This window comes from Marinobacter sp. F4218 (assembly GCF_019443085.1).
Lineage (GTDB): Bacteria > Pseudomonadota > Gammaproteobacteria > Pseudomonadales > Oleiphilaceae > Marinobacter > Marinobacter albus.
This window is the reverse complement of the sequence record NZ_JAHZIL010000003.1, coordinates 1185315-1204475: the sequence shown is the minus strand read 5'-3', so window position 1 is coordinate 1204475 and position 19161 is coordinate 1185315. Positions and strand designations below refer to the sequence as shown.

Here is a 19161-nt window from a genome sequence, read left to right as displayed (position 1 = left end):
AAATCCTCCAAAGTGGCATTCGGATTGGCGAGCGGGATTCCTAGACTAAAGGTCAGAAAGCTGGCAACTGACAAATCCAACAGCCAGTGCACGGGGAATCAACACAGAGGTAGCAGCAATGGCAATGTCCTTTTCACTCAAAACCCTGATCACGACGGCCCTGCTCGGAGCGGCCGGACTGGTAGTGGCCCATGGCAATGTCACTCCCCAAGAGGTTGACACCGGAAACCTTCCGACGCTGGGTGAGGAAGTCCTGGCCCAGAACCCGTTCCGCGAAGGCAATCAGCACGGCGATATGAACGGCCAGGCGGTGGAGATCGGAGAGAGCGCCTACGCCGGTAACTGCGCCGGTTGTCACGGTATCCGTGCCATGTCCGGCGGCCTGACTCCGGACCTGCGGGAGCTGACGGAGTGGGACGACGAGTATTACATCACCCGGGTGCGTAACGGCACCGACCGGGGTATGCCGTCCTGGAAGAAGACGCTGGACCAGAACGCCATGTGGGCCATCAAGACCTACGTGGAGTCTCTGCCCAAGCCTGAGTGAACGGTCGGCTCAGGTGATCTGAAGGTCTGTTTCCGGGCCGGCCATGTGCCGGTCTGAAGGCGTTGAGGAAAAACAATGAAAGCACTGTCTGGCGTTATCATCCTGCTTCTGGTCTTCCAGTTGGCCTTCGCCCGGGAAGTGGACGACGGGGACCCTCTGCTCAACCGTCCGGCCGACCGGACCTACGACATTATCATTGAATCCGGCTACCTCAAGGTCGGCGTCTACGAAAATTTCCCTCCCTATTCCTATCAGGTCAACGGCGAACCTCGAGGGATCGACGTTGAAATCGGCAAGCGCATTGCCCGTGAACTGGGTGTGGAATTCAGGGTCCACTGGATCGTGCCGGACGAGAATCTGGGTGACGACCTGCGCAACAACGTTTGGAAAGGCCACTACCTGGCCAAGCGCCGGCTCGCCGACGTGATGATGCGCGTACCCTATGACAAGGAATACGCCTACATGCAGGACTCCACCGGTGAGTACATCAATGAGCAGGTGGTGCTGTTCGGACCCTACCAGCAGGAAACCTGGCAGATTGCCTTTGATCCGGAAAAGCTGGACTCGGTGGCGACGGTCGCGGTTTTCCAGTATCACCCCATCGGTGTCGAGATCGACACCCTCCCGGACTTTTACCTGACCTCCGGTCTGCAGGGGCGCATGCGGGAGAAGGTGCGCCATTACCCCAATGTGACATCCGCCTTCGAAGCGATGCGGGCAGGGGAGGTCAGTGCCGTCATGGGCATGCGGGCGGAGATCGACCATGAACTGGCCAAACCCGAGAACGCTGCGTTCGAGCCTGCCAGTAACGGCTTTCCCGGTATCGGCAAGCAGGTGTGGGATGTGGGCATGGCCATCAAGCATACCCATCGCCAGCTGGGTTACGCCCTGGAGGAAATCATCGGCAACCTGGTGAAGACCGGCGAGCTGGATACAGTGTTCGCCAACCTCGATCTGCAGTTCAGCGTGCCCCAGTACTACCGGGAGTTTCTCAGTGAGGAGGCGATCGCGAGGGCGGAGGGTAAGCTCCAGGGTCCCCAGTGACCGCCCGGAACAACATCGTGTATCGAAGCCCGCGCCCCGTCGCGGGCTTTCTTTTGGGAAGTAGTACTACCAAGTGATGAGAAAACCAGTGCCGGCGAGTAATTGTTGGTTTTTCGTTCAAAGCCAAGAATCAGTACAGAGGCGGGAAACTTTCCCGGTTCACCGAAAAACCGAAAACAAGAGAATTGGAGAGCGCAACCATGAGATCGAACAAGTTCGGGATTCGCATTGCTGCCAGCGCACTGGCACTGGCAGTGTCGTACGGGGCCCAGGCGGTTACCGACGAAGACATCATGAACGATGCCAACACCCCTGAAGACATTGTCAGCTATGGCATGGGCACCCAGGGTCAGCGGTTCAGCACCATCGATGACCTGAACGCCAGCAACATCAAGTACCTGCAACCGGTATGGGCCTTCTCATTCGGCAGCGAGAAGATGCGCGGCCAGGAGTCCCAGCCGATGATCAAGGATGGCGTGATGTATGTGACCGCCTCCTATTCCCGGGTGTACGCCATTGATGCCAGGACCGGTGAGGAAATCTGGCAGTACGACGCCCGTCTGCCCGACGGCATCATGCCGTGCTGTGACGTGGTCAACCGGGGTGTGGCGCTGTACGACGACAAGGTGATTTTCGGTACCCTGGACGCCAAGCTGGTGGCCCTGAACAAGGACACCGGCAAGCCGATGTGGATCAAGAAAGTGGCCGATTACCAGGCCGGTTACGCCATTACCGCCGCACCGCTGGTGGTCAAGGGCAAGCTGATCACCGGCGTCTCCGGTGGTGAGTTCGGTATCGTCGGCAAGGTGGAAGCCTACGACCCCAACACCGGCGAAAAGCTCTGGACCCGCCCGACTGTCGAGGGCCACATGGGTTACGTCTACAAAGACGGCAAGGCCATCGAGAACGGCATTTCCGGCGGCAAGGCCGGCGTCACCTGGCCGGGTGACATGTGGAAGAACGGCGGCGCGGCGACCTGGCTGGGCGGCACCTACGATCCGGATACCGATTCCCTGTTCTTCGGCACCGGTAACCCGGCACCCTGGAACTCGCATCTGCGTCCCGGGGACAACCTGTTCTCATCCTCCCGTGTGGCCATCGATCCCGAGGATGGCAGCATCAAGTGGCACTTCCAGACCACGCCCCACGACGGCTGGGACTACGATGGCGTCAACGAGCTGATTTCGTTCGATTACAAGGAGAACGGCAAGACCGTCAAGGCGGCCGCCACGGCCGACCGTAACGGCTTCATGTACGTCCTGAACCGTGAGAACGGCGATTTCATCCGCGGCTTCCCGTTTGTGGACAAGATCACCTGGGCCAAGGGGCTCGACCCCAAGACCGGTCGTCCGATCTTTACAGAAGATGGCCGTCCGGGTGACCCCAATGCCACCAACGGCACCAAGGGTAATCCGGTCGTGGCCCAACCGGCCTTCCTGGGCGGCAAGAACTGGATGCCCATGGCCTACAGCCAGAACACCGGCCTCTTCTACGTGCCGTCCAACGAGTGGTCCATGGACATCTGGAACGAGCCGGTTTCCTACAAGAAGGGTGCTGCCTTCCTGGGCGCCGGATTCACCATCAAGCCGGCCAATGACGATTACATCGGCGTGCTGCGGGCGATGGATCCGAAAACCGGCAAGGAAGTCTGGCGTTACGAGAACACCGCGCCTCTGTGGGGTGGTGTCATGACTACCGCGGGAGACCTGGTGTTCACCGGTACGCCCGAAGGCTACCTGAAAGCCTTTGATGCCAAGACCGGCGAGGAGCTGTACAAGTTCAACACCGGTTCCGGGGTCGTGGGCACGCCGGTTACCTGGGAAATGGACGGCGAGCAGTATGTCTCCGTAGCTTCTGGCTGGGGCGGTGCCGTACCACTCTGGGGTGGCGAAGTCGCCAAGGTGGTGAAGGACTTCAACCAGGGCGGTATGGTCTGGACCTTCAAGCTGCCGAAGGATCGGGTTGCCAGCAACTGATCCAGCCATCACATCACTGTGATGTTTATTGCAAAGAGGGCAGTCTTCGGACTGCCCTCTTTTTGTTTCGAAGCGCCATCGGTTTCAATGCAGCACCCCCTAGACCATGGCCTTGTTCTCGTTCCGGTTAGACCACCACACCAGTGCCAGCACTGGTGTGATCAAGACCGCGCTGACCATCGTCAGTTGCAGGTTGCTGAGGGGAACCGGGCCACCTCCCGGGATCGCCAACAGCATCCCGCCAGCGATCAACGACAAGCGGATGGGCCACTGGAGCCTTGGATAAAGTGACAGGTTGCCGATACCCAGCAGGTAACCTTGCATCCCGCCAGCGATCAACGCGACACCCAGGATGGCCTGGGTCAGCACGACCAGAATTTCTTCCCAGGCCCCCTGAAGGATCAGCGCCGGATTCAGCACGAACAGGAATGGAATAAAATAAATCACGCTGCCCAGTTTCATGGCCTGGAATCCGGTTTCCATGGCCCGCGCACCCGCGACTGACGCAGCGGCAAAAGCGCCCAGGGCGACTGGCGGAGTAATGAAGCTCAGCATCCCCCAGTACAGGATGAACAGGTGAACAGCCAACGGGTCCATGCCGCCGCCGTTGATCAGCGCCGGGGCCAGTGCCACAGCCAGGAAAATGTAGGCCGCCGTAACGGTCATGCCAATGCCCAGAATGAAACTGGTCGCCGCTCCCATGAGCAACAGCACCAGGGTATTGCCGCCGGCCAGGAAGATGAGGTCGTTGGCGATGGTGCCTGACATTCCGGTAACCGACAGCGCCCCCACCAGCAAACCGACGCCAGCCAGAATCGCTATGAGCTCTGCGAACAGCTTGCCGGCACTGGAGAAGAAGTCTTTCACTTCCTTCCAGTGCCACCGATGGTAGGGCAGGACCTGATTGATTGCCAACAGCAGGGCCGTGGCATAGAACGGTGCGGTCGCCTCCCGTCGAAGGAAGAACAGTAGCCAGATCAACAGCACGAACACGAAGATAAAGTACCAGCCTTCCTTCAAAGTCTGACGAAGGGTTGGCAGCTCGATTGCCGGCAAACCTTTGAGGTCATGACGTGCCGCGTAGGCGTCAATCTGGATAAACAGTCCCAGGAAGTACAGGATGGATGGCACGACGGCCGCCAGCGCAATCGTACCGTAAGGAATATTCAGGAAGCTGGCCATGATAAAAGCGGTCGCGCCCATAACCGGCGGCATCAAAACACCACCGGTAGACGCGCAGGCCTCGACGCCAGCTGCATATGAGCGCCCGAAACCTACTCTTCGCATAGCCGGAATGGACAACACACCGGTGGTGAGCACGTTGGTGATCACACTGCCGCTCATGGATCCCATCAGGCCGCTTGAGAATATCGCAACCTTGGCCGGGCCACCCCGGACATGGCCCAGCAGGGCAAACGCCAGGTTGATAAAGAACTTGCCGCCACCGGTTTGCTGCAATGCCACGCCGAACAGCAAAAACCCGATGACCAGATTGGCAAATGCCTGCAACGGGATCCCCATGACGCTCTCACGGCTCATGGCGTGGTAGATGGCAGTTTGGGCGGGTGAGGATGGGAACCCCTGAATCGGCCCCGGCACCACATCCGCGAATATCGGATAAAGGCTCGCAATCCCGACGATGATACCGATTGGCCAGCCGCCGGCTCGTCGCGCTGCTTCAAGGATCACGCCCCACATCAAGAAGCTCATCACAATGGCGTAGCCTGGTGCGTCGTACTCCCACCCGCTGTCCAGAATCCGTTCCGCGTTAACCACGAAAAAGCAGCACACCGCGGTCGCAAACAGGAAAAGCAAAACGTCGTACCAGGGCACTGTTGACCGTGAAGCTCTGCCTGCGGCTGGCCAGAGCAGAAAAACCAGAGGCAGCATCAGCGCCACCACCGTATAGAAGAACTGGCTTTCAACCGATGTCACGATGGTGAACATGCCAAGATTGAACAGGTAATCGATAGCCAGCAGTGCCAACGCCATGGTTGCCACACGGGGCACCCAGAGCCAGAATCCCTCCAGCCTGCGGATACCGGAGATTTCACCCGCATTGACGGGCTGTTGCTGAGGCGAGCTCATAGGGTCAGAGCCTTCGGTGCGATAAAGAAAAAAATGGGAAACGCCGGAGCACCGCTGCAATCTCGGCAACGGAACTCCGGCTCAGTGGGGCAGGCTTTAACGGAAAACCGGAGCCATACCCTCTGCCTGAAGTGCTTCGGCACGGACTTTCATCCAACTGCTGCGGAACGCATCTTCGTCTTCTGGCGGGTTGGAATCCAGGAACGATTTCCAGGTGGTCTGCAGGATTTCCTGACGTTTGATCAGCTTATCCTGATGCGCTTGCATGGCATCGGTCCAGTGCCCGATTTCTTTATAATACTCGACGACTGCATCGTGGTAGGGAATCACCCACTGCATATTCTGATTCTCAAGAGCGTAACCCGCATTACCGGGGGCGGCGTCCTTGTACTTGTCATGATCCTCGATGAGTACACGGATAAGACTGCTGGCGGTTTTGTCATCCAGGCTTTTGTTACCGACGAGAATCGGATATGGATAGCTGGCGCCGATCCAGGGGCTGTCTTTGCCATAGGCCTCACCGGCGGCGGACGTGGCCTTGTGGGGCTGGAAATACGGCGCTACGTTCTGGAGTCGCTTCCAGCCCTCTTTATCGGCAGGGTCCAGCTCCGGCCATACGATTCCCCTGGGGCTGGCAGCCAGTTGTTGCGCTGGCGGAGCCACACTCATGGTAAACGCAGCGTCGACTTGGTTGGCTACAATGCCTTCGAAGGCGCGGCCATAACCCGGAAATTCCACCCGTTCGACGTCATCCCAGGTCAGGCCTCCAAAGGCCAGGAAGGCTTCAGTTCCGACATTCAGGGCATCGTCACCACGGATGTAGGCCACCCGCTTTCCTTTCAGGTCCGCTGGTGTTTTTACGTTGGTATCACCGGCGACGGCAACACCCAGGCCAAAGCTGGCCGTGGATGTGCTGATCAGGCGAATGGGCTGTGGGCCCCAGTCGGGGTCTGCGAACAGCAATACGCCTTCCGATCCATAGTAACTGGCAATACCGCAGGCGCAGAGTGGAACCCGGCCCATGCGTAGCGGTGTCATCCGGGATACGTCATTTTCGCCCGGGAGAATGCGGACCGAGGTGTCATATTCGTTTTTTAGCAGGTTGCCGATGGAGACCATCTGGGTGTAACCCGCTGAGCCAGTCCCATACGCGGTCATGGCAAGAGTTCCAGGCAGTTCTACGTTTTCTGCACTGTGGGCGAATAGTGGTGCGGCACTCAGTACACCGACGAGCAGGCTTTTGTTGATTTTATGCATCGTTCTTTGTCCTGTGTTTTTGTCCGGCCGCGCCCCTTGTCTGCCAGGGAAGCAGAGTAAGGTGGCGGCCGGCGGAAAACCGACAACACTCCGCAAAGCGCGGGTGATGGATGACACTACAAAAATGAAGATGAGTTGTTTGGCAAACGCCGAGATCACTCAATCAAGTTTCGCATTGCGGTACTGAGATATATTGATGTTCCGCAATGCAATACCTATTTTTGTAATTTCAATATAGAGAATGTCCGATCTCACAGCAACCCTCCAGAAACGTAATTCTGGCTAACGTCCGACGGCCGGTATTTTGTTAGGGCTTCCGTGAATTACCCACGGCGAGAGCCCGCTTTCCCGGACGGAAAGTGGGCCTTGGTGGTTCTCTGGCAGGGGGCGGGCGTTCAGGCCGCCTGATGCCTTGCCGTTTCGGCGACTGACTGGTTGATGTCGTCCAGCAGCTTGCGGTCGGTCCGGCCGATGGGCAGGTCGTAGGTGATGGTGGCACCGAATGCCTGCGGGTCGTGGGGGTCGTTACGGACCTTGTCGAAGACCAGCAGCCGGGTACCGAGGTAGAAGCCTTCCTGGAGATCGTGGGTCACCATGAAAATGGTGGTGCCGGTCTCCTGCCAGAGCTTCAGCAGCAGGTCGTGCATGTCACCGCGAATCCCGGGATCGAGGGCGCCAAAGGGTTCGTCCAGCAGCAGCACCCGGGGCCGCATGATCAGGGACTGGGCAATGGCCAGCCGCTGCTGCATGCCGCCGGACAGTTCGTGGGGCCATTTGTGGGCGGACGGGGTCAGCCCCACCGACTCCAGCATGGCGTCCACATTTTCCAGCGCCTCCCGGCGAGCGGCACCGAACAGTTTGCCGAGCCAGGGTTTCTGTTCCAGCTCCAGGCCCATCAGCACATTCTGGCGCACGGTGAGATGCGGAAACACCGAGTAGCGCTGGAACACGATGCCCCGGTTGCGGTCCGGCTCGCCCGGAAAGGCCTCGCCGTCCAGCAGCAGTTCGCCACGGCTGGCAATCTCCTGGCCCAGCAGCATCTTCAGGAAGGTGGACTTGCCGCAACCGGAGGCGCCGACCAGCGTGCAGAATTCCCCCTGTTTGACGGCCAGGTTCAGATTTTCCAGAACCACCTGGTCACCGTATTCTTTCCAAAGCTTGTTGACGGTAATGAAGCTCATCAGTGGCCTCCTGCGTTGTACCACGGGAACAACCTGCGGTTGGCGAGGCGCAGGCACTGGTCGATGACGATGGCGAGAATGGTTATCCAGATGACGTAGGGCAGGATCACATCCATGGCCAGGTAACGGCGGACCAGGAAGATCCGGTAACCGAGGCCTTCGGTGGAGGCGATGGCCTCGGCGGCAATCAGGAACAGCCAGGCCGGCCCCAGGCTCAGACGTACGGCATCGATCAGCCGGGGCAGCACCTGGGGCAGGGCCATCCGGGTGATGACCTGCCAGGAATTCGCCCCCAGGGTCTGGATCTTGATCAGCTGTTCGCCGGGCAGCTCGCGCACCCGCTGGGCGACATCGCGCATCATGATCGGAGCGGTGCCGATGACGATCAGCATCACCTTTGACAGTTCACCCAAGCCGAATACGATGAACAGAATCGGCAAGATCGCGAGCGGCGGCACCATGGACAGGGCCGAGACCAAGGGGGCCAGGTTGGCCCGAACCAGCGGCAGTACGCCATTGAGAAGGCCGACGAACAGCGCCAGCAGGGCGGCAATGCCAACCCCCATGCCCAGACGGGCAAGGCTGGCGGTGGTGTCCTGCCACATCAGGATATCGCCGCTGCGACGGTCCTCCTGGAACGCCATACGGTCGACCGCGGCGTTCATCTGTTCCAGGCCGGGCAGCAGTTTGTCGTTCGGGTTGTCTGCCAGTCGCTCCTGGGAGGCGAGGCTGTAGACCAGCATGATGAGCAGGAAGGGGAGCAGGCCCAAGAGGGTGGCCGAGATCCGCCCGGGGCGGCGGTTGATCAATCGCATGTGTTCTCTCCTCTGGTCACACAACACGGCGTGGTCATCGCAGATAAAGCAAGTGCGTGCGATTCTGTCTCCCGGGCTTTTGTCCCGCCGTGTAACCTCCCAGAGGTCGGTAACTCTCGGACCAGCCACCCCGGCTGGAGATGTATCCCTGCCCGGATCGGAACCCTAGTCACCCATTGTGTCCGTTGTCTTGGCCGCACCGTCTGCGGTGTTCTGTGAATGGCTGCTGTGCACGGATAAGGGTTTGGTAAACCGTCACTGCTTTCACTGCAGACTGCGTGCCAAGCCTCCACGAACCGCATCATCCGGAGCCCTTCGCAAAACGGGCCGATCCAAACAGGGCACCAATACGGGGCGCTGAGAGTGGCTGTGCACCGTTACCGCTCCCGCCGGGCCAGCAGTGCGGCGGCCGCCGACAGGATCTGGCGGTGACTTGCCGCTTCCCGGCCGGCGCCACCGGCGATGTGGCCCCAGTCGGTCTGCAACGTCTGCACCTGCGCTCCGGGCATGTTCCGGGCATCGCCCCGGGCGTCCTCTTCGGTGAAATAGAGGTCAGTCGCCGAAGGCATCAGGCAGGCGGGCATGGTGATGGCCGACAGCGCCTCCCCGTAGTTGCCCGCAAAGACCGGGTTGTCGGCAAGGTTGCCCTGTTGCCAGGTGTCCAGAACCGTGAGCAGGTTGTTGGCGTCCTGGGTCAGGTGGTCCTGTTCCCAGCATTGCAGCAGGTGCTCAATGGATTCAAAGCCGACCCCTCGCCAATGTTCGTGACGAAAGAACGCCTGCGAGTACGCCCAGCCGGCATACACCCGGGCAAAGGCCCGGAGCCCCCGAACCGGCGGTGTCCGGTAGTGACCGTCCTGGAAGTCCCGGTCACAGGTCAGGGCCGCTTTCACGCCTTCCAGGAAGACGCGGTTGTGGGGATGGCATCGGGCCGTGCAGCAGGTGGCGAGGACCGCCCCGACCTGGTCCGGGAACAGGCTGCCCCACTGCAGTGCCTGCATGCCGCCCATGGACCAGCCCATCACCAGGGCCAGGCGGGCGCCGCCGAATACCTCGTCAACCAGCCGTTTCTGAAGCTGTACGTTGTCGAACAGGCTGACCCGGGGAAACCGGTGTCCACCCTGTGCCCCGAAGGTATTGGAGGGGGACGAGGATTCGCCGGCCCCGAGCAGCGACGGAATGACGATGCAGTACTGGTCCGGATCCAGGGGGCTGTCGGCGCCGACCCAGGGATGATTGCCGGCGGCCGCACCACCGTAGTACGTGGGCAACAGGATCAGGTTGTCTTTTGGTGCGTTCAGTTCACCGATCAGGTGGTAGTGCAGTTGTGCCGAGAACAGCGTCTCGCCGCTCGAAAGGGCAAGGTCACCTGCTTCGAAATCCTCGATAATCCATTGTTTTTCTGTCATTTGTTCCTAGTTCCCGGACCCTGGTGTGGGATGCCCTGGTCTCCTTTCAGGTCTAATTTACATACATGGTGGCATGTAAGTTGAATGGGGAATCCTTAGAAAGAAACGTGCCAGAAATCCATTGATCGGCCCGAAATGCCGGAGCCACACGAGGAATACCATGACTGACCTGACCGACACCAAAGCCCTGCAACAGTCGCTGGCCGACGCGGGCGTGAAGTACGCCATTGCCAGCTACGTGGACATCCATGGCGTGACCAAGGGCAAGTTTGTGCCCATTGCCCACCTTGGACAGATGATGGAAGGCTCCGAGCTCTACACGGGCGCAGCGCTGGACGGCGTGCCCCAGGACATCTCCGACGATGAGGTGGCGTCCATGCCGGATGCCAGTGGCGTCGCGGTCTGCCCCTGGAATCGCCAACTGGCCTGGTTCCCGGGCAACCTGTACCTGAATGGCGCACCGTTCGAGGCTTGCTCCCGCAACGTCTTCCGGCGTCAGCTGAGTGCCGCCGAGGACATGGGCTATCGGTTCAACCTGGGCATCGAGACCGAGTTCTTCCTGTTCCGGGACACCGAAGACGGCGGCTTTGCGCCGCTCAGTGACCGCGACAACCTGGGCAAACCCTGTTACGACCCGCGCACCCTGATGGACAATCTGCCGATCATGGACGAACTGGTGGATGCCATGAATGAGCTGGGATGGGACGTCTATTCGTTCGACCACGAGGACGCCAACGGCCAGTTCGAAACCGACTTCAAGTACGCCGACGGCCTGACCATGGCCGACCGCCTGGTGTTCTTCCGGATGATGGCCAACGAAATTGCCCGCAAGCACGGCGCCTTTGCCAGCTTCATGCCCAAGCCCTTCGCCGACCGGACCGGAAGCGGGGCGCACTACAACATGTCCCTGGCTGACCTCAAAACCGGAGAAAACCTGTTTGAGCCCCAGGGCGACGATCTGCACAACTGCGGCATCAGCAAGATCGCCTACCACTTCATTGCCGGAGTCCTCAAACACGGCGCCGCCATCAGTGCGGTGATTGCCCCGACCGTGAACAGCTACAAGCGTCTGGTACGCCAGGGCAGCATGTCCGGCTCCACCTGGGCGCCGGTGTTCATGTGCTACGGCTCCAACAACCGCACCAACATGATCCGGATTCCGGGCATGGGCGGGCGGATCGAATGTCGGGCAGCGGATATCGCCTGCAACCCCTACCTGGGCGGCGCCCTGATTCTGGCCGCCGGCCTGGAGGGCATTCGCGAGGGACTGGATGCGGGCGAGCCTCATCACGAGAATATGTACAACTACAGCGATGCGGATATTGCCGAGCAGGGCATCGAGTACCTGCCGCGCAACCTGGGAGAAGCGGTCGAGGCTTTCGAGGCGGACCCGTTGGCCAAAGAAGTGTTTGGCGAGACGCTGTTCAACAGCTTCATCGAGTACAAGCAGGCCGAGTGGGAAAGCTACCAGAACCACGTGTCTTCCTGGGAGCTCGAGCGCTACCTGAAAATGTTCTGATCCTTCCTCTCTACTATCCACTGGGGCGACTGTCGTCGCCCCAGCAGAATTCCGCCTTAAAGACTGTCAAATCGTTTACATTCTGTGCCCCGTCTTTCGACTAGAGTGCTGGGTTTTCGCCGCTGGGCATGATAAACATCAAGTCGCGATTTCGTTGCTTACCGGGCTCAGGCCCGGTTCCAAAACACAACAATAACGAGGAGTTCCCAACGTGGAGTCGAGTCCGCTGATCTCGATTGGTCTGCCAATCTCTCTGTTTATCATCATGGTTGGCATCGGTCTGACCCTGACGCTCCGCGATTTTGGCCAGGTCACCCGCAATCCTCGCAGCATTGTGGTGGGCACCATTGCCCAGATCCTGCTGATGCCCCTGGTGGCCTTCGCGATCGCCGGCACGCTGGGGCTGGCGCCGGCGCTCGCGGTTGGCCTGGTGATCATTGCCGCCTGCCCCGGTGGCACCACCTCCAATCTCTTTGTGCTGCTGGCCCGGGGCCACATTGCCCTGTCCATCCTGCTGACCGTTTCGGCCAGCCTGATAACAATCGTGACCTTGCCCTTTTTCACCAACTACGCGTTGCAGATGTACTTCGGTGAGGCTGCCAACATTTCCCTGCCGGTGGGCAAGACCATCGCCATGCTGGTCGTGATTGTCCTGCTTCCGGTCTCCATCGGCATGATCATCCGAACCCGGGCGCCGGCAACGGCACAAAAAGCCGAAGGCATTGTCAGCATTTTCGGCGGCATTGTGCTGCTGTTGCTGATCATCGCCCTGCTGTGGGGTTCCCGGGAGCGGTTGCCCGAGCTGCTCTCCCAGGCGGGGCCGGCGGCCTTCCTGCTCAACCTGATCGGTGTGGCCATTGGGCTGGGGGTCAGTCGCCTGGCGGGCCTGTCCCAGCGGGAATCCCTGGCGATCGCCGTGGAGTTGGGTATCAAGAACGGCACCATTGCGCTGATGGTGGCTCTGACCCTGCTAGAGTCCAGCGAAATGTCGATCCCGGCCGTGGTCTACAGCGTGTTGATGTATGGTTTTGGCTGCATCCTGATCGCCATGGGGCGCAGGTTAGTGCCCGCTCCCCAGTAACCGCCAGAACTGGCGCTGGAAGAACGGCGCCTGATGCTTCAGTGAGAACAGCCGGGGGGAGAACAGCCAGGTCTGGGTGATGCCCATAAGATAGGTGTAGCCCAGCAGCCCGAGGTCTTCCGGCGCTTCCTCCGATGTTATCCGCCCGTCCCTCTGGGCCCGCTCCACCAGAGCCTGAAACAGGGCAATGATCGATCGGGTCAACTGCCGTTCCCGTTTCAGGGTCCGGTTCATGGCCTCCGTCAGTTCGGTCTTGTTCAGCAGTATCTCGAACGACTGCCGGTACTTCCGGTCATTCGCGAGCAAGCCCAGCCAGCGTTCAATGAAGTGATTCAAGCCATCGATCGGGGTGTCGTTCATGGCCCGGCATTCGGCGACCAGAGCCTCCAGCGGTTCCTGGGAGTAGGCCAGCACCGCCTCGTACAGATCGTCCTTGGTCTGGAAGTGCCAGTAGATTGGCCCCCGACTGCAGCCGGCTTCCTTCGCAATTCGGCTTAGCGTGGTCAGCGAATACCCGTCCCGACTGAACAGCGTCAGCGCGGCGTCCAGCACTGTCTGGCGGGTTTTTTCGGCGTCTTCCTTGGTACGGCGCATCGGTAGTGTCTTTCTCCAGTTATCTGTGCAGCCTGCAGGTTGGTGTGGGGAGGTCCTGCCAAAACTGTGCGGAGCCATGGATGGCGAAGCTCAAGCGCCACATGGATGTGCCGCAAGGAGCGTGTTTTGGCAGGACCTCGCCACACCACCCCCCTCCGAAAGCCACAAAAAAGGGCACGAGTATCGTGCCCTTCGGTCTTCAATCAGGCAAGCATCGGCAACTCAAAGCTCGCCGTCCGCCGCCATCTCCATGTAGTCATCGTTGAAGCGCAACTTCACGTTGCCCTCGTCACCCATGACCGAACCGTCCGGGAACTCGATGCCGACGAAGTCGGGGCTCATGGCACCCTGGCCCAGCAGGCCCTTCTCGAAGGAGAACTGACGAACGCTGTCCATCGCCTCGTGGGCTTCCTTGCTGTTGATGAAGTCTACCGACATCTTCGGCTCCCAGAACATCTTCATGCCAGCCAGCTGGGCTTCGTACCCGGCCTGGTCGGTACCGGACAGCTCGCCCAGGAACGCGCGGGCTTCCTGGCCTTCCTCGCTGTCGGACGACAGGATGCTCATGGTTTCATACCAGGCACCGACCAGCGCTTTGCCCAGCTTCGGGTTGTCCGCCAGGGTCTCGGTGTTCACCAGGGTCAGGTCCTTGATGTGGCCCGGGATCTCGCTGGAATCGAACAGCTTGGTCGCACCGGGGTAGGCTTCCACTTCTGCCAGCAGCGGGTTCCAGGTCGCCACGTGGCGAACGTCGTCGGTCTGGAACGCCGACACCAGATCGGCATCGGAAATGTTCACCACGCTGATGTCGCGCTCTTCCAGGCCAACGGTGTTCAAGGCCCGGACCAGCAGGTAGTGGGATACGGACAGCTCCACCAGGTGCACGGTTTCGCCTTCCAGCTCGGCAATGGACGTGGCGTCCTTGGACACCAGACCGTCGTTGCCGTTGGAGTAGTCGCCCACGATCAGCGCAGTGGTGTCGACACCCGAGGCGGCGGGAATGGAGAGCCCGTCCATGCTGGTGGCCACCACGCCGTCAAACTGGCCGGCGGTGAACTGGTTGATGGATTCGATGTAGTCGTTGACCTGCACGATGTCGACGTCGATGTCGTACTTGTCGGCCCACTTTTTCATGATTCCGTAGTCCTCGGCGTACTGCCAGGGCACCCAGCCGGCGTAGATGGTCCAGGCGATGCTGAAGGACTCTTTTTCCTGGGCGAGTGCGCCCAGGGACAGGGAGGCCGTTACCAGACCGGCCGCAAGACGCTTGCTGAAGTCACGTTTTTTCATGGTGTCTCTCCTCGGGCCTTGCCCGTTTTTCCAGGGTTGGTGTTCCAGGGTTGTTGTCATTGGTTGCTGGGGTTGTCGGCATGTCATTCGCTGGCCTCTTCCACGATCACCACCGGGGTGCCCGGTGAAACCGCCTGACCCGCTTCCCGGCGGACATCGACCACGCGACCGCTAACGGGGCTCAGCAGTTCGATTTCCATTTTCATGGACTCGATGATCGCCACGGGCCGCTGGGCTTCGATGGTGTCGCCGGCCTGCACCAGGCACTCCCACAGGTTGCCGGCCACGTGGCTTTCCACCGCGTGTTGGCCCTTCGGGAGGTTGGCGATGTCATCCTCGCCGGTGTCTTCCAGCGGCGCTTCGGAACTGAAGTTGATCTGGCCGGACCTGATCCAGCGTTGCAGTTCCTCATCGAAGGCCTGTTGGCGCCGGCTGGTGAAGTCACGGACGTCGTCGTGGTTGTCTGCGAGGAACTGTTCATAGTCCCTGAGGTTGAAGCGGGTCTCCTCGACCCGGATCGGATAATCGCCGTTGGGAAAGTCGCGCCGGATCCGTTGAAGCTCGGCGGCGCTGACTTCGTAAAAACGCACTTGGTCGAAGAACCGGAGCAGCCATGGCTTGCCCTCTTCGAAGAATTCGGTGGTGCGATAGCGGTTCCACATCTGCAGGGTGCGCCCCACGAACTGGTAGCCGCCGGGGCCCTCCATCCCGTAGATGCACAGGTAGGCGCCGCCGATGCCGACAGAGTTCTCCGCGGTCCAGGTCCGGGCCGGGTTGTACTTGGTGGTGACCAGCCGATGTCGGGGATCCAGTGGCGTCGCCACCGGTGCGCCGAGGTAGACGTCGCCCAGTCCCATCACCAGGTAACTGGCTTCAAACAGGGTTTTCTTGACCTGTTCGATGCTCTCCAGGCCATTGATGCGCCGGATGAATTCCAGGTTGCTGGGGCACCAGGGGGCGTCCTTGCGCACCGACTGCATGTATTTGGCGATGGCGGTGTGGCAGGCCTCGTCGTCCCAGGACAGGGGCAGGTGCACAATGCGGGCGGGAACATCCCATTCCGGCTGTTGCTCCAGTTCCTTTTCGGCGCCGATCAGCAGGTCCAGCAATGTGTGCTGGTCCAGCTTGCGGCTGTCGTAATGTACCTGCAGGGAGCGAATGCCCGGCGTCAGCTCCAGAATGGCCGGGTGATTGCGGTCCCGGAGCCAGAGCATCAGCGCGTGGGCCCGGAAGCGCAGGCGGATATCCAGTTCCATGGGGCCGTATTCCACCAGCACGTAGTTGTCGCCAGCGGCGCGATAGACCACGCCGGTTTCGTGCTGGTCGGTGCTCAGTGCCGCCAAAACCGGCGTCTCTGGCCGGGTGGGCGTAATGTCCAGGGTGACTTCGGAGACTGCGGAGAGTCCGGCCACGGATTCGTCCTGGGCACGGCGCAGGTCCACCGCCTGGTCCTGGCTAACCGGCACAAACCGGACCTTGTCGCCGGCCTTGAGCTGACCCAGTTTCCAGAGATCCGCGCTGATGACCGTGACCGGGCAGACGAATCCGCCGAGGCTGGGCCCGTCCGGGCCCAGGATCACCGGCATGTCCCCGGTGAAATCCACCGTGCCCACCGCGTAGGCGTTGTCGTGGATGTTGGACGGGTGCATGCCGGCTTCGCCACCGTCGCTGCGGGCCCATTCGGGTTTCGGTCCGATCAGGCGCACGCCGGTGCGGCTGGAGTTGTAGTGAATCTCCCAGTCGCTGTCGAAAAAAGTATCGATGTCCTGCTCGGTGAAATAGTCCGGCGCGCCGTGAGGACCGTAGGTCACGTGCAATTGCCAGGTCTTGCCGATTGCCGGTTTCAGGTGCGTCGGCAAGGTGGCCGCGGCGACCGGTTCGGCGTCCGGCAGGGTGAGTACATCGCCGGCGCGCAGGGCCCGACCGCAATGGCCGCCGAACTGGCCCAGGGTGAAGGTACTGCAGGAGGTCAGATATTCCGGGCAGGTCAGACCGCCCCGGAACAGGACATAGGCCCGGGCGCCGTCCGCGGTGGTGGCACCCAGTTTCAGGGTGGCGCCTGCAGGCACATCGACGACCTGCCAGAAACCAACCGGTTCATCGTCCAGGCTGGCGCCGAGTTCGGCGCCGGTCAGGACAATCTGGGTCGGTCGGTTAAAGACCAGGGTCGGGCCCTTCAGGGTGATTTCCAGACCGGGGACGCCCTCATCGTTACCCAGCAACCGGTTGCCGAGGCGGAACGAGTAGCTGTCGAACGGCCCCGAGGGTGGCACGCCGACTTCCCAGTAACCGATCCGGCCGGGGTAATCCTGAACGGTCGTCAGGGTCCCGCCGTTGACGACGTCGACGGTGGTTGGGCGGTAATCGAACTCATTGAGCGTGCGGGTGAACAGGCGGCCCTCGATGAAGCGCGGGTCGTCCAGGACCTGACGCACGTAGTTGAGGTTGGTTTCGATGCCGTAAAGCTGGCTGTCGTCCAGTGCGCTGATCAGGTGCTGGCGGGCGGTTTCGCGATCCCGGTCATGGACAATCACCTTGGCCAGCATCGGGTCGAACAGGGGCGATACTTCGGTACCCGGTTGTATCCAGTGGTCGATCCGCAGGCTGTCGTCTTCAGGCCAGCGGACGTTGGTCAGCAGGCCGGCGCTGGGCTGGAAGTCCTTGTTGGGGGCCTCGGCGTAGAGTCGCACCTGTATGGCGTGGCCATCCGGTGTCAGCTTGCTGGCCAGTTTCGACAGGTCGGGCAGGGTGCCCATACCCAGTTGCACCATCCAGCGCACGATATCGACCCCATAGACCTGTTCCGTGACCCCGTGTTCCACCTGTAAGCGGGTGTTCACTTCGAGGAAGTAGAACTCGGCAGTGTCCGGATCGTAGATGAATTCCACGGTGCCGGCGCTGCGATAGGCGATACGCTCGCCAAGCTGGCGGGCGGTGGTGTGCATGCGCTCACGGACGGTATCGGTCAGCCCCGGCGCCGGGGCTTCTTCAATCACCTTCTGGTTGCGGCGCTGGGCCGAGCAATCGCGCTCGCCCAGGGCGACGACCTGGCCCTGGCCATCACCGAACAGTTGCACCTCGATGTGGCGGGCGTGTTCGACGAATTTCTCCAGGAACACGCCGCTGTTGCTGAAGTTGTTCTGGCTCAGGCGCTGGACCGACTCGAAGCTGTTGCGCAGATCGTCCGCCCCGTAGCAGCGGGACATGCCGATACCGCCACCACCGGCGGTGCTCTTGAGCATCACCGGGTAGCCAATCTGCTCGGCAGCGGCCAGGGCGGCGTCCAGGTTCGAGAGCAAGTCGGTACCGGGCAACAGCGGCACACAAGCCGCTTCGGCCAGGGCACGGGCGGTGTGTTTCAGGCCGAATTGCTCCATCTGTTCGGGGGTGGGCCCCAGGAACACCACGCCCCCGGCCTCACAGCGGCGGGCGAACTCGGCGTTTTCACTGAGAAAGCCATAACCCGGATGGATGGCGCCGGCACCGCTCGCCGCCAGGACCTCAAACAGTTTGTCCTGATCCAGGTAGGTGGCTACCGCCGACCCTTCCCCCAGTGGCCAGGCCTCATCGGCCTGACGCACATGAAGCGAGTCGGCATCGGCCTCGGCGTACACCGCAACCGAGGTCATGCCCATCTCGCGCAGGGTCCGGATGATCCGGCAGGCAATGGCGCCCCGGTTGGCAATCAGCACCTTGTCGACCTGTCGGTTCAGCTCCATACCAGCACCTCGATCGGTGTCGGGTTGTAGGCGTTGCAGGGGTTGTTCAACTGCGGGCAGTTGGAAATCATCACCAGCACATCCATCTCAGCCCGCAGCTCGACGTATTTGCCGGCGTCGGAAATGCCGTCGGCAAAGGTCAGCCCGCCGTCGGCGGTGACCGGCACGTTCATGAAGAAGTTGATGTTGTGGGTGATGTCCCGCTTGGTCATGCCCAGCTCCTCGTGCTCGGTGACCGCCACCAGCCAGCTGTCGCGGCAGGCATGCATGCATTTCTTCTCCAGGGCATAGCGGGTGGTATTGCTTTCGGCGGCACAGGCGCCGCCGAGGGTGTCGTGACGGCCGCAGGTGTCGGCCGTGATTTCCAGCATCACGTTGTTTTCCGAAGATATCAGCTTCGAGCCCGCGGTCAGGTAGACATTGCCCTGCTCGCGGATGGTGTCCACCGCACTGTAGCGTTCGGTCGGGTTGTGGGCGTTGTAGAACAGGGTGTCGGCAGCCTGGTTGCCTTCCAGGTCCAGGATGCGGACGGTTTCCCCGGCCTTGACCACTTTCAGGAAGTACTCACCCGCCGGTACGGTCTTGCGGGAATTGGCATTCTCGGGATGCAGTTCGCTCTCTTTAATCATGTCCGGCCTCCT

At 60.9% G+C, this 19161-nt stretch carries 14 protein-coding genes and 1 riboswitch; of the genes, 5 read left to right on the top strand and 9 right to left on the bottom strand.

Annotated features, from left to right (window positions below; genetic code table 11):
• Window positions 1-118 precede the first annotated feature (118 nt).
• From pedF to K0B93_RS09495, 3 genes are all read left to right on the top strand, one after another.
• Window positions 119-547 (top strand): cytochrome c-550 PedF, encoded by a 429-nt coding sequence (pedF, locus tag K0B93_RS09505; RefSeq protein WP_219866982.1) that lies wholly within the window; start codon window positions 119-121, stop codon window positions 545-547.
• Window positions 548-622: 75 nt separating this feature from the next.
• Window positions 623-1591 carry a substrate-binding periplasmic protein gene (locus K0B93_RS09500; protein ID WP_219866981.1) on the top strand — a complete coding sequence of 323 codons (969 nt, stop codon included), beginning with the start codon at window positions 623-625 and terminating at the stop codon, window positions 1589-1591.
• A 200-nt stretch (window positions 1592-1791) separates the two neighbouring features.
• A complete protein-coding gene (locus K0B93_RS09495) occupies window positions 1792-3567 on the top strand; it encodes a PQQ-dependent methanol/ethanol family dehydrogenase (RefSeq protein ID WP_219866980.1) in 1776 nt (591 codons plus the stop codon).
• A gap of 99 nt (window positions 3568-3666) precedes the next feature.
• Here the strand turns inward: K0B93_RS09495 and K0B93_RS09490 are convergent, their stop codons facing one another.
• From K0B93_RS09490 to K0B93_RS09470, 5 genes are all read right to left on the bottom strand, one after another.
• On the bottom strand, window positions 3667-5655 hold the full coding sequence (locus K0B93_RS09490) for a TRAP transporter permease (protein WP_219866979.1): 1989 nt from the start codon (window positions 5653-5655) through the stop codon (window positions 3667-3669).
• Window positions 5656-5751: 96 nt separating this feature from the next.
• Window positions 5752-6912, bottom strand: coding sequence for a TAXI family TRAP transporter solute-binding subunit (locus K0B93_RS09485; RefSeq protein ID WP_219866978.1), 1161 nt, complete (start codon window positions 6910-6912; stop codon window positions 5752-5754).
• Window positions 6913-7307: 395 nt separating this feature from the next.
• Window positions 7308-8093 (bottom strand): ABC transporter ATP-binding protein, encoded by a 786-nt coding sequence (locus K0B93_RS09480; RefSeq protein ID WP_219866977.1) that lies wholly within the window; start codon window positions 8091-8093, stop codon window positions 7308-7310.
• The gene (locus K0B93_RS09475) at window positions 8093-8908 is read right to left on the bottom strand and encodes an ABC transporter permease (RefSeq protein ID WP_219866976.1); all 816 of its coding nucleotides are present in this window, start codon (window positions 8906-8908) and stop codon (window positions 8093-8095) included. The genes K0B93_RS09480 and K0B93_RS09475 overlap by 1 nt, the downstream gene beginning before the upstream one ends.
• A 66-nt stretch (window positions 8909-8974) precedes the next feature.
• A riboswitch (guanidine-I (ykkC/yxkD leader) is annotated at window positions 8975-9088 on the bottom strand.
• Between the two features lie 197 nt (window positions 9089-9285).
• Window positions 9286-10317 (bottom strand): alpha/beta fold hydrolase, encoded by a 1032-nt coding sequence (locus tag K0B93_RS09470; protein WP_219866975.1) that lies wholly within the window; start codon window positions 10315-10317, stop codon window positions 9286-9288.
• Window positions 10318-10477: 160 nt separating this feature from the next.
• On the opposite strand from K0B93_RS09470, the gene glnT reads away from it, so the two are divergent.
• Together glnT and K0B93_RS09460 are read left to right on the top strand one after the other, a co-directional pair.
• Window positions 10478-11836 carry a type III glutamate--ammonia ligase gene (gene glnT, locus K0B93_RS09465; RefSeq protein WP_219866974.1) on the top strand — a complete coding sequence of 453 codons (1359 nt, stop codon included), beginning with the start codon at window positions 10478-10480 and terminating at the stop codon, window positions 11834-11836.
• 211 nt (window positions 11837-12047) lie between these two features.
• On the top strand, window positions 12048-12917 hold the full coding sequence (locus tag K0B93_RS09460; protein WP_219866973.1) for a bile acid:sodium symporter family protein: 870 nt from the start codon (window positions 12048-12050) through the stop codon (window positions 12915-12917).
• Here the strand turns inward: K0B93_RS09460 and K0B93_RS09455 are convergent.
• The 4 genes from K0B93_RS09455 to K0B93_RS09440 form a co-directional block, all read right to left on the bottom strand.
• A complete protein-coding gene (locus K0B93_RS09455) occupies window positions 12897-13511 on the bottom strand; it encodes a TetR family transcriptional regulator (protein ID WP_219866972.1) in 615 nt (204 codons plus the stop codon). The two genes, K0B93_RS09460 and K0B93_RS09455, sit on opposite strands and share 21 nt — an antisense overlap.
• A 222-nt stretch (window positions 13512-13733) precedes the next feature.
• Window positions 13734-14801, bottom strand: a complete 1068-nt coding sequence (locus K0B93_RS09450; protein WP_219866971.1) for a putative urea ABC transporter substrate-binding protein — start codon at window positions 14799-14801, stop codon at window positions 13734-13736.
• 83 nt (window positions 14802-14884) lie between these two features.
• Window positions 14885-18520 (bottom strand): urea carboxylase, encoded by a 3636-nt coding sequence (gene uca, locus K0B93_RS09445; RefSeq protein WP_219866970.1) that lies wholly within the window; start codon window positions 18518-18520, stop codon window positions 14885-14887.
• Window positions 18511-19149 carry an urea amidolyase associated protein UAAP2 gene (locus K0B93_RS09440; RefSeq protein WP_219866969.1) on the bottom strand — a complete coding sequence of 213 codons (639 nt, stop codon included), beginning with the start codon at window positions 19147-19149 and terminating at the stop codon, window positions 18511-18513. Before K0B93_RS09440 ends, uca begins: the two co-directional genes overlap by 10 nt.
• Window positions 19150-19161: the final 12 nt, after the last annotated feature.

Excerpts from the sequence above, each read along its gene's own strand:
- K0B93_RS09495 (WP_219866980.1), top strand. The coding sequence starts at position 1,792 with ATGAGATCGAACAAGTTCGGGATTCGCATTGCTGCCAGCGCACTGGCA.
- uca (WP_219866970.1), bottom strand. The coding sequence starts at position 18,520 with ATGGAGCTGAACCGACAGGTCGACAAGGTGCTGATTGCCAACCGGGGC.
- pedF (WP_219866982.1), top strand. The coding sequence starts at position 119 with ATGGCAATGTCCTTTTCACTCAAAACCCTGATCACGACGGCCCTGCTC.
- K0B93_RS09440 (WP_219866969.1), bottom strand. The coding sequence starts at position 19,149 with ATGATTAAAGAGAGCGAACTGCATCCCGAGAATGCCAATTCCCGCAAG.
- K0B93_RS09480 (WP_219866977.1), bottom strand. The coding sequence starts at position 8,093 with ATGAGCTTCATTACCGTCAACAAGCTTTGGAAAGAATACGGTGACCAG.
- K0B93_RS09490 (WP_219866979.1), bottom strand. The coding sequence starts at position 5,655 with ATGAGCTCGCCTCAGCAACAGCCCGTCAATGCGGGTGAAATCTCCGGT.
- K0B93_RS09475 (WP_219866976.1), bottom strand. The coding sequence starts at position 8,908 with ATGCGATTGATCAACCGCCGCCCCGGGCGGATCTCGGCCACCCTCTTG.
- glnT (WP_219866974.1), top strand. The coding sequence starts at position 10,478 with ATGACTGACCTGACCGACACCAAAGCCCTGCAACAGTCGCTGGCCGAC.
- K0B93_RS09450 (WP_219866971.1), bottom strand. The coding sequence starts at position 14,801 with ATGAAAAAACGTGACTTCAGCAAGCGTCTTGCGGCCGGTCTGGTAACG.
- K0B93_RS09455 (WP_219866972.1), bottom strand. The coding sequence starts at position 13,511 with ATGCGCCGTACCAAGGAAGACGCCGAAAAAACCCGCCAGACAGTGCTG.
- K0B93_RS09485 (WP_219866978.1), bottom strand. The coding sequence starts at position 6,912 with ATGCATAAAATCAACAAAAGCCTGCTCGTCGGTGTACTGAGTGCCGCA.
- K0B93_RS09470 (WP_219866975.1), bottom strand. The coding sequence starts at position 10,317 with ATGACAGAAAAACAATGGATTATCGAGGATTTCGAAGCAGGTGACCTT.
- K0B93_RS09500 (WP_219866981.1), top strand. The coding sequence starts at position 623 with ATGAAAGCACTGTCTGGCGTTATCATCCTGCTTCTGGTCTTCCAGTTG.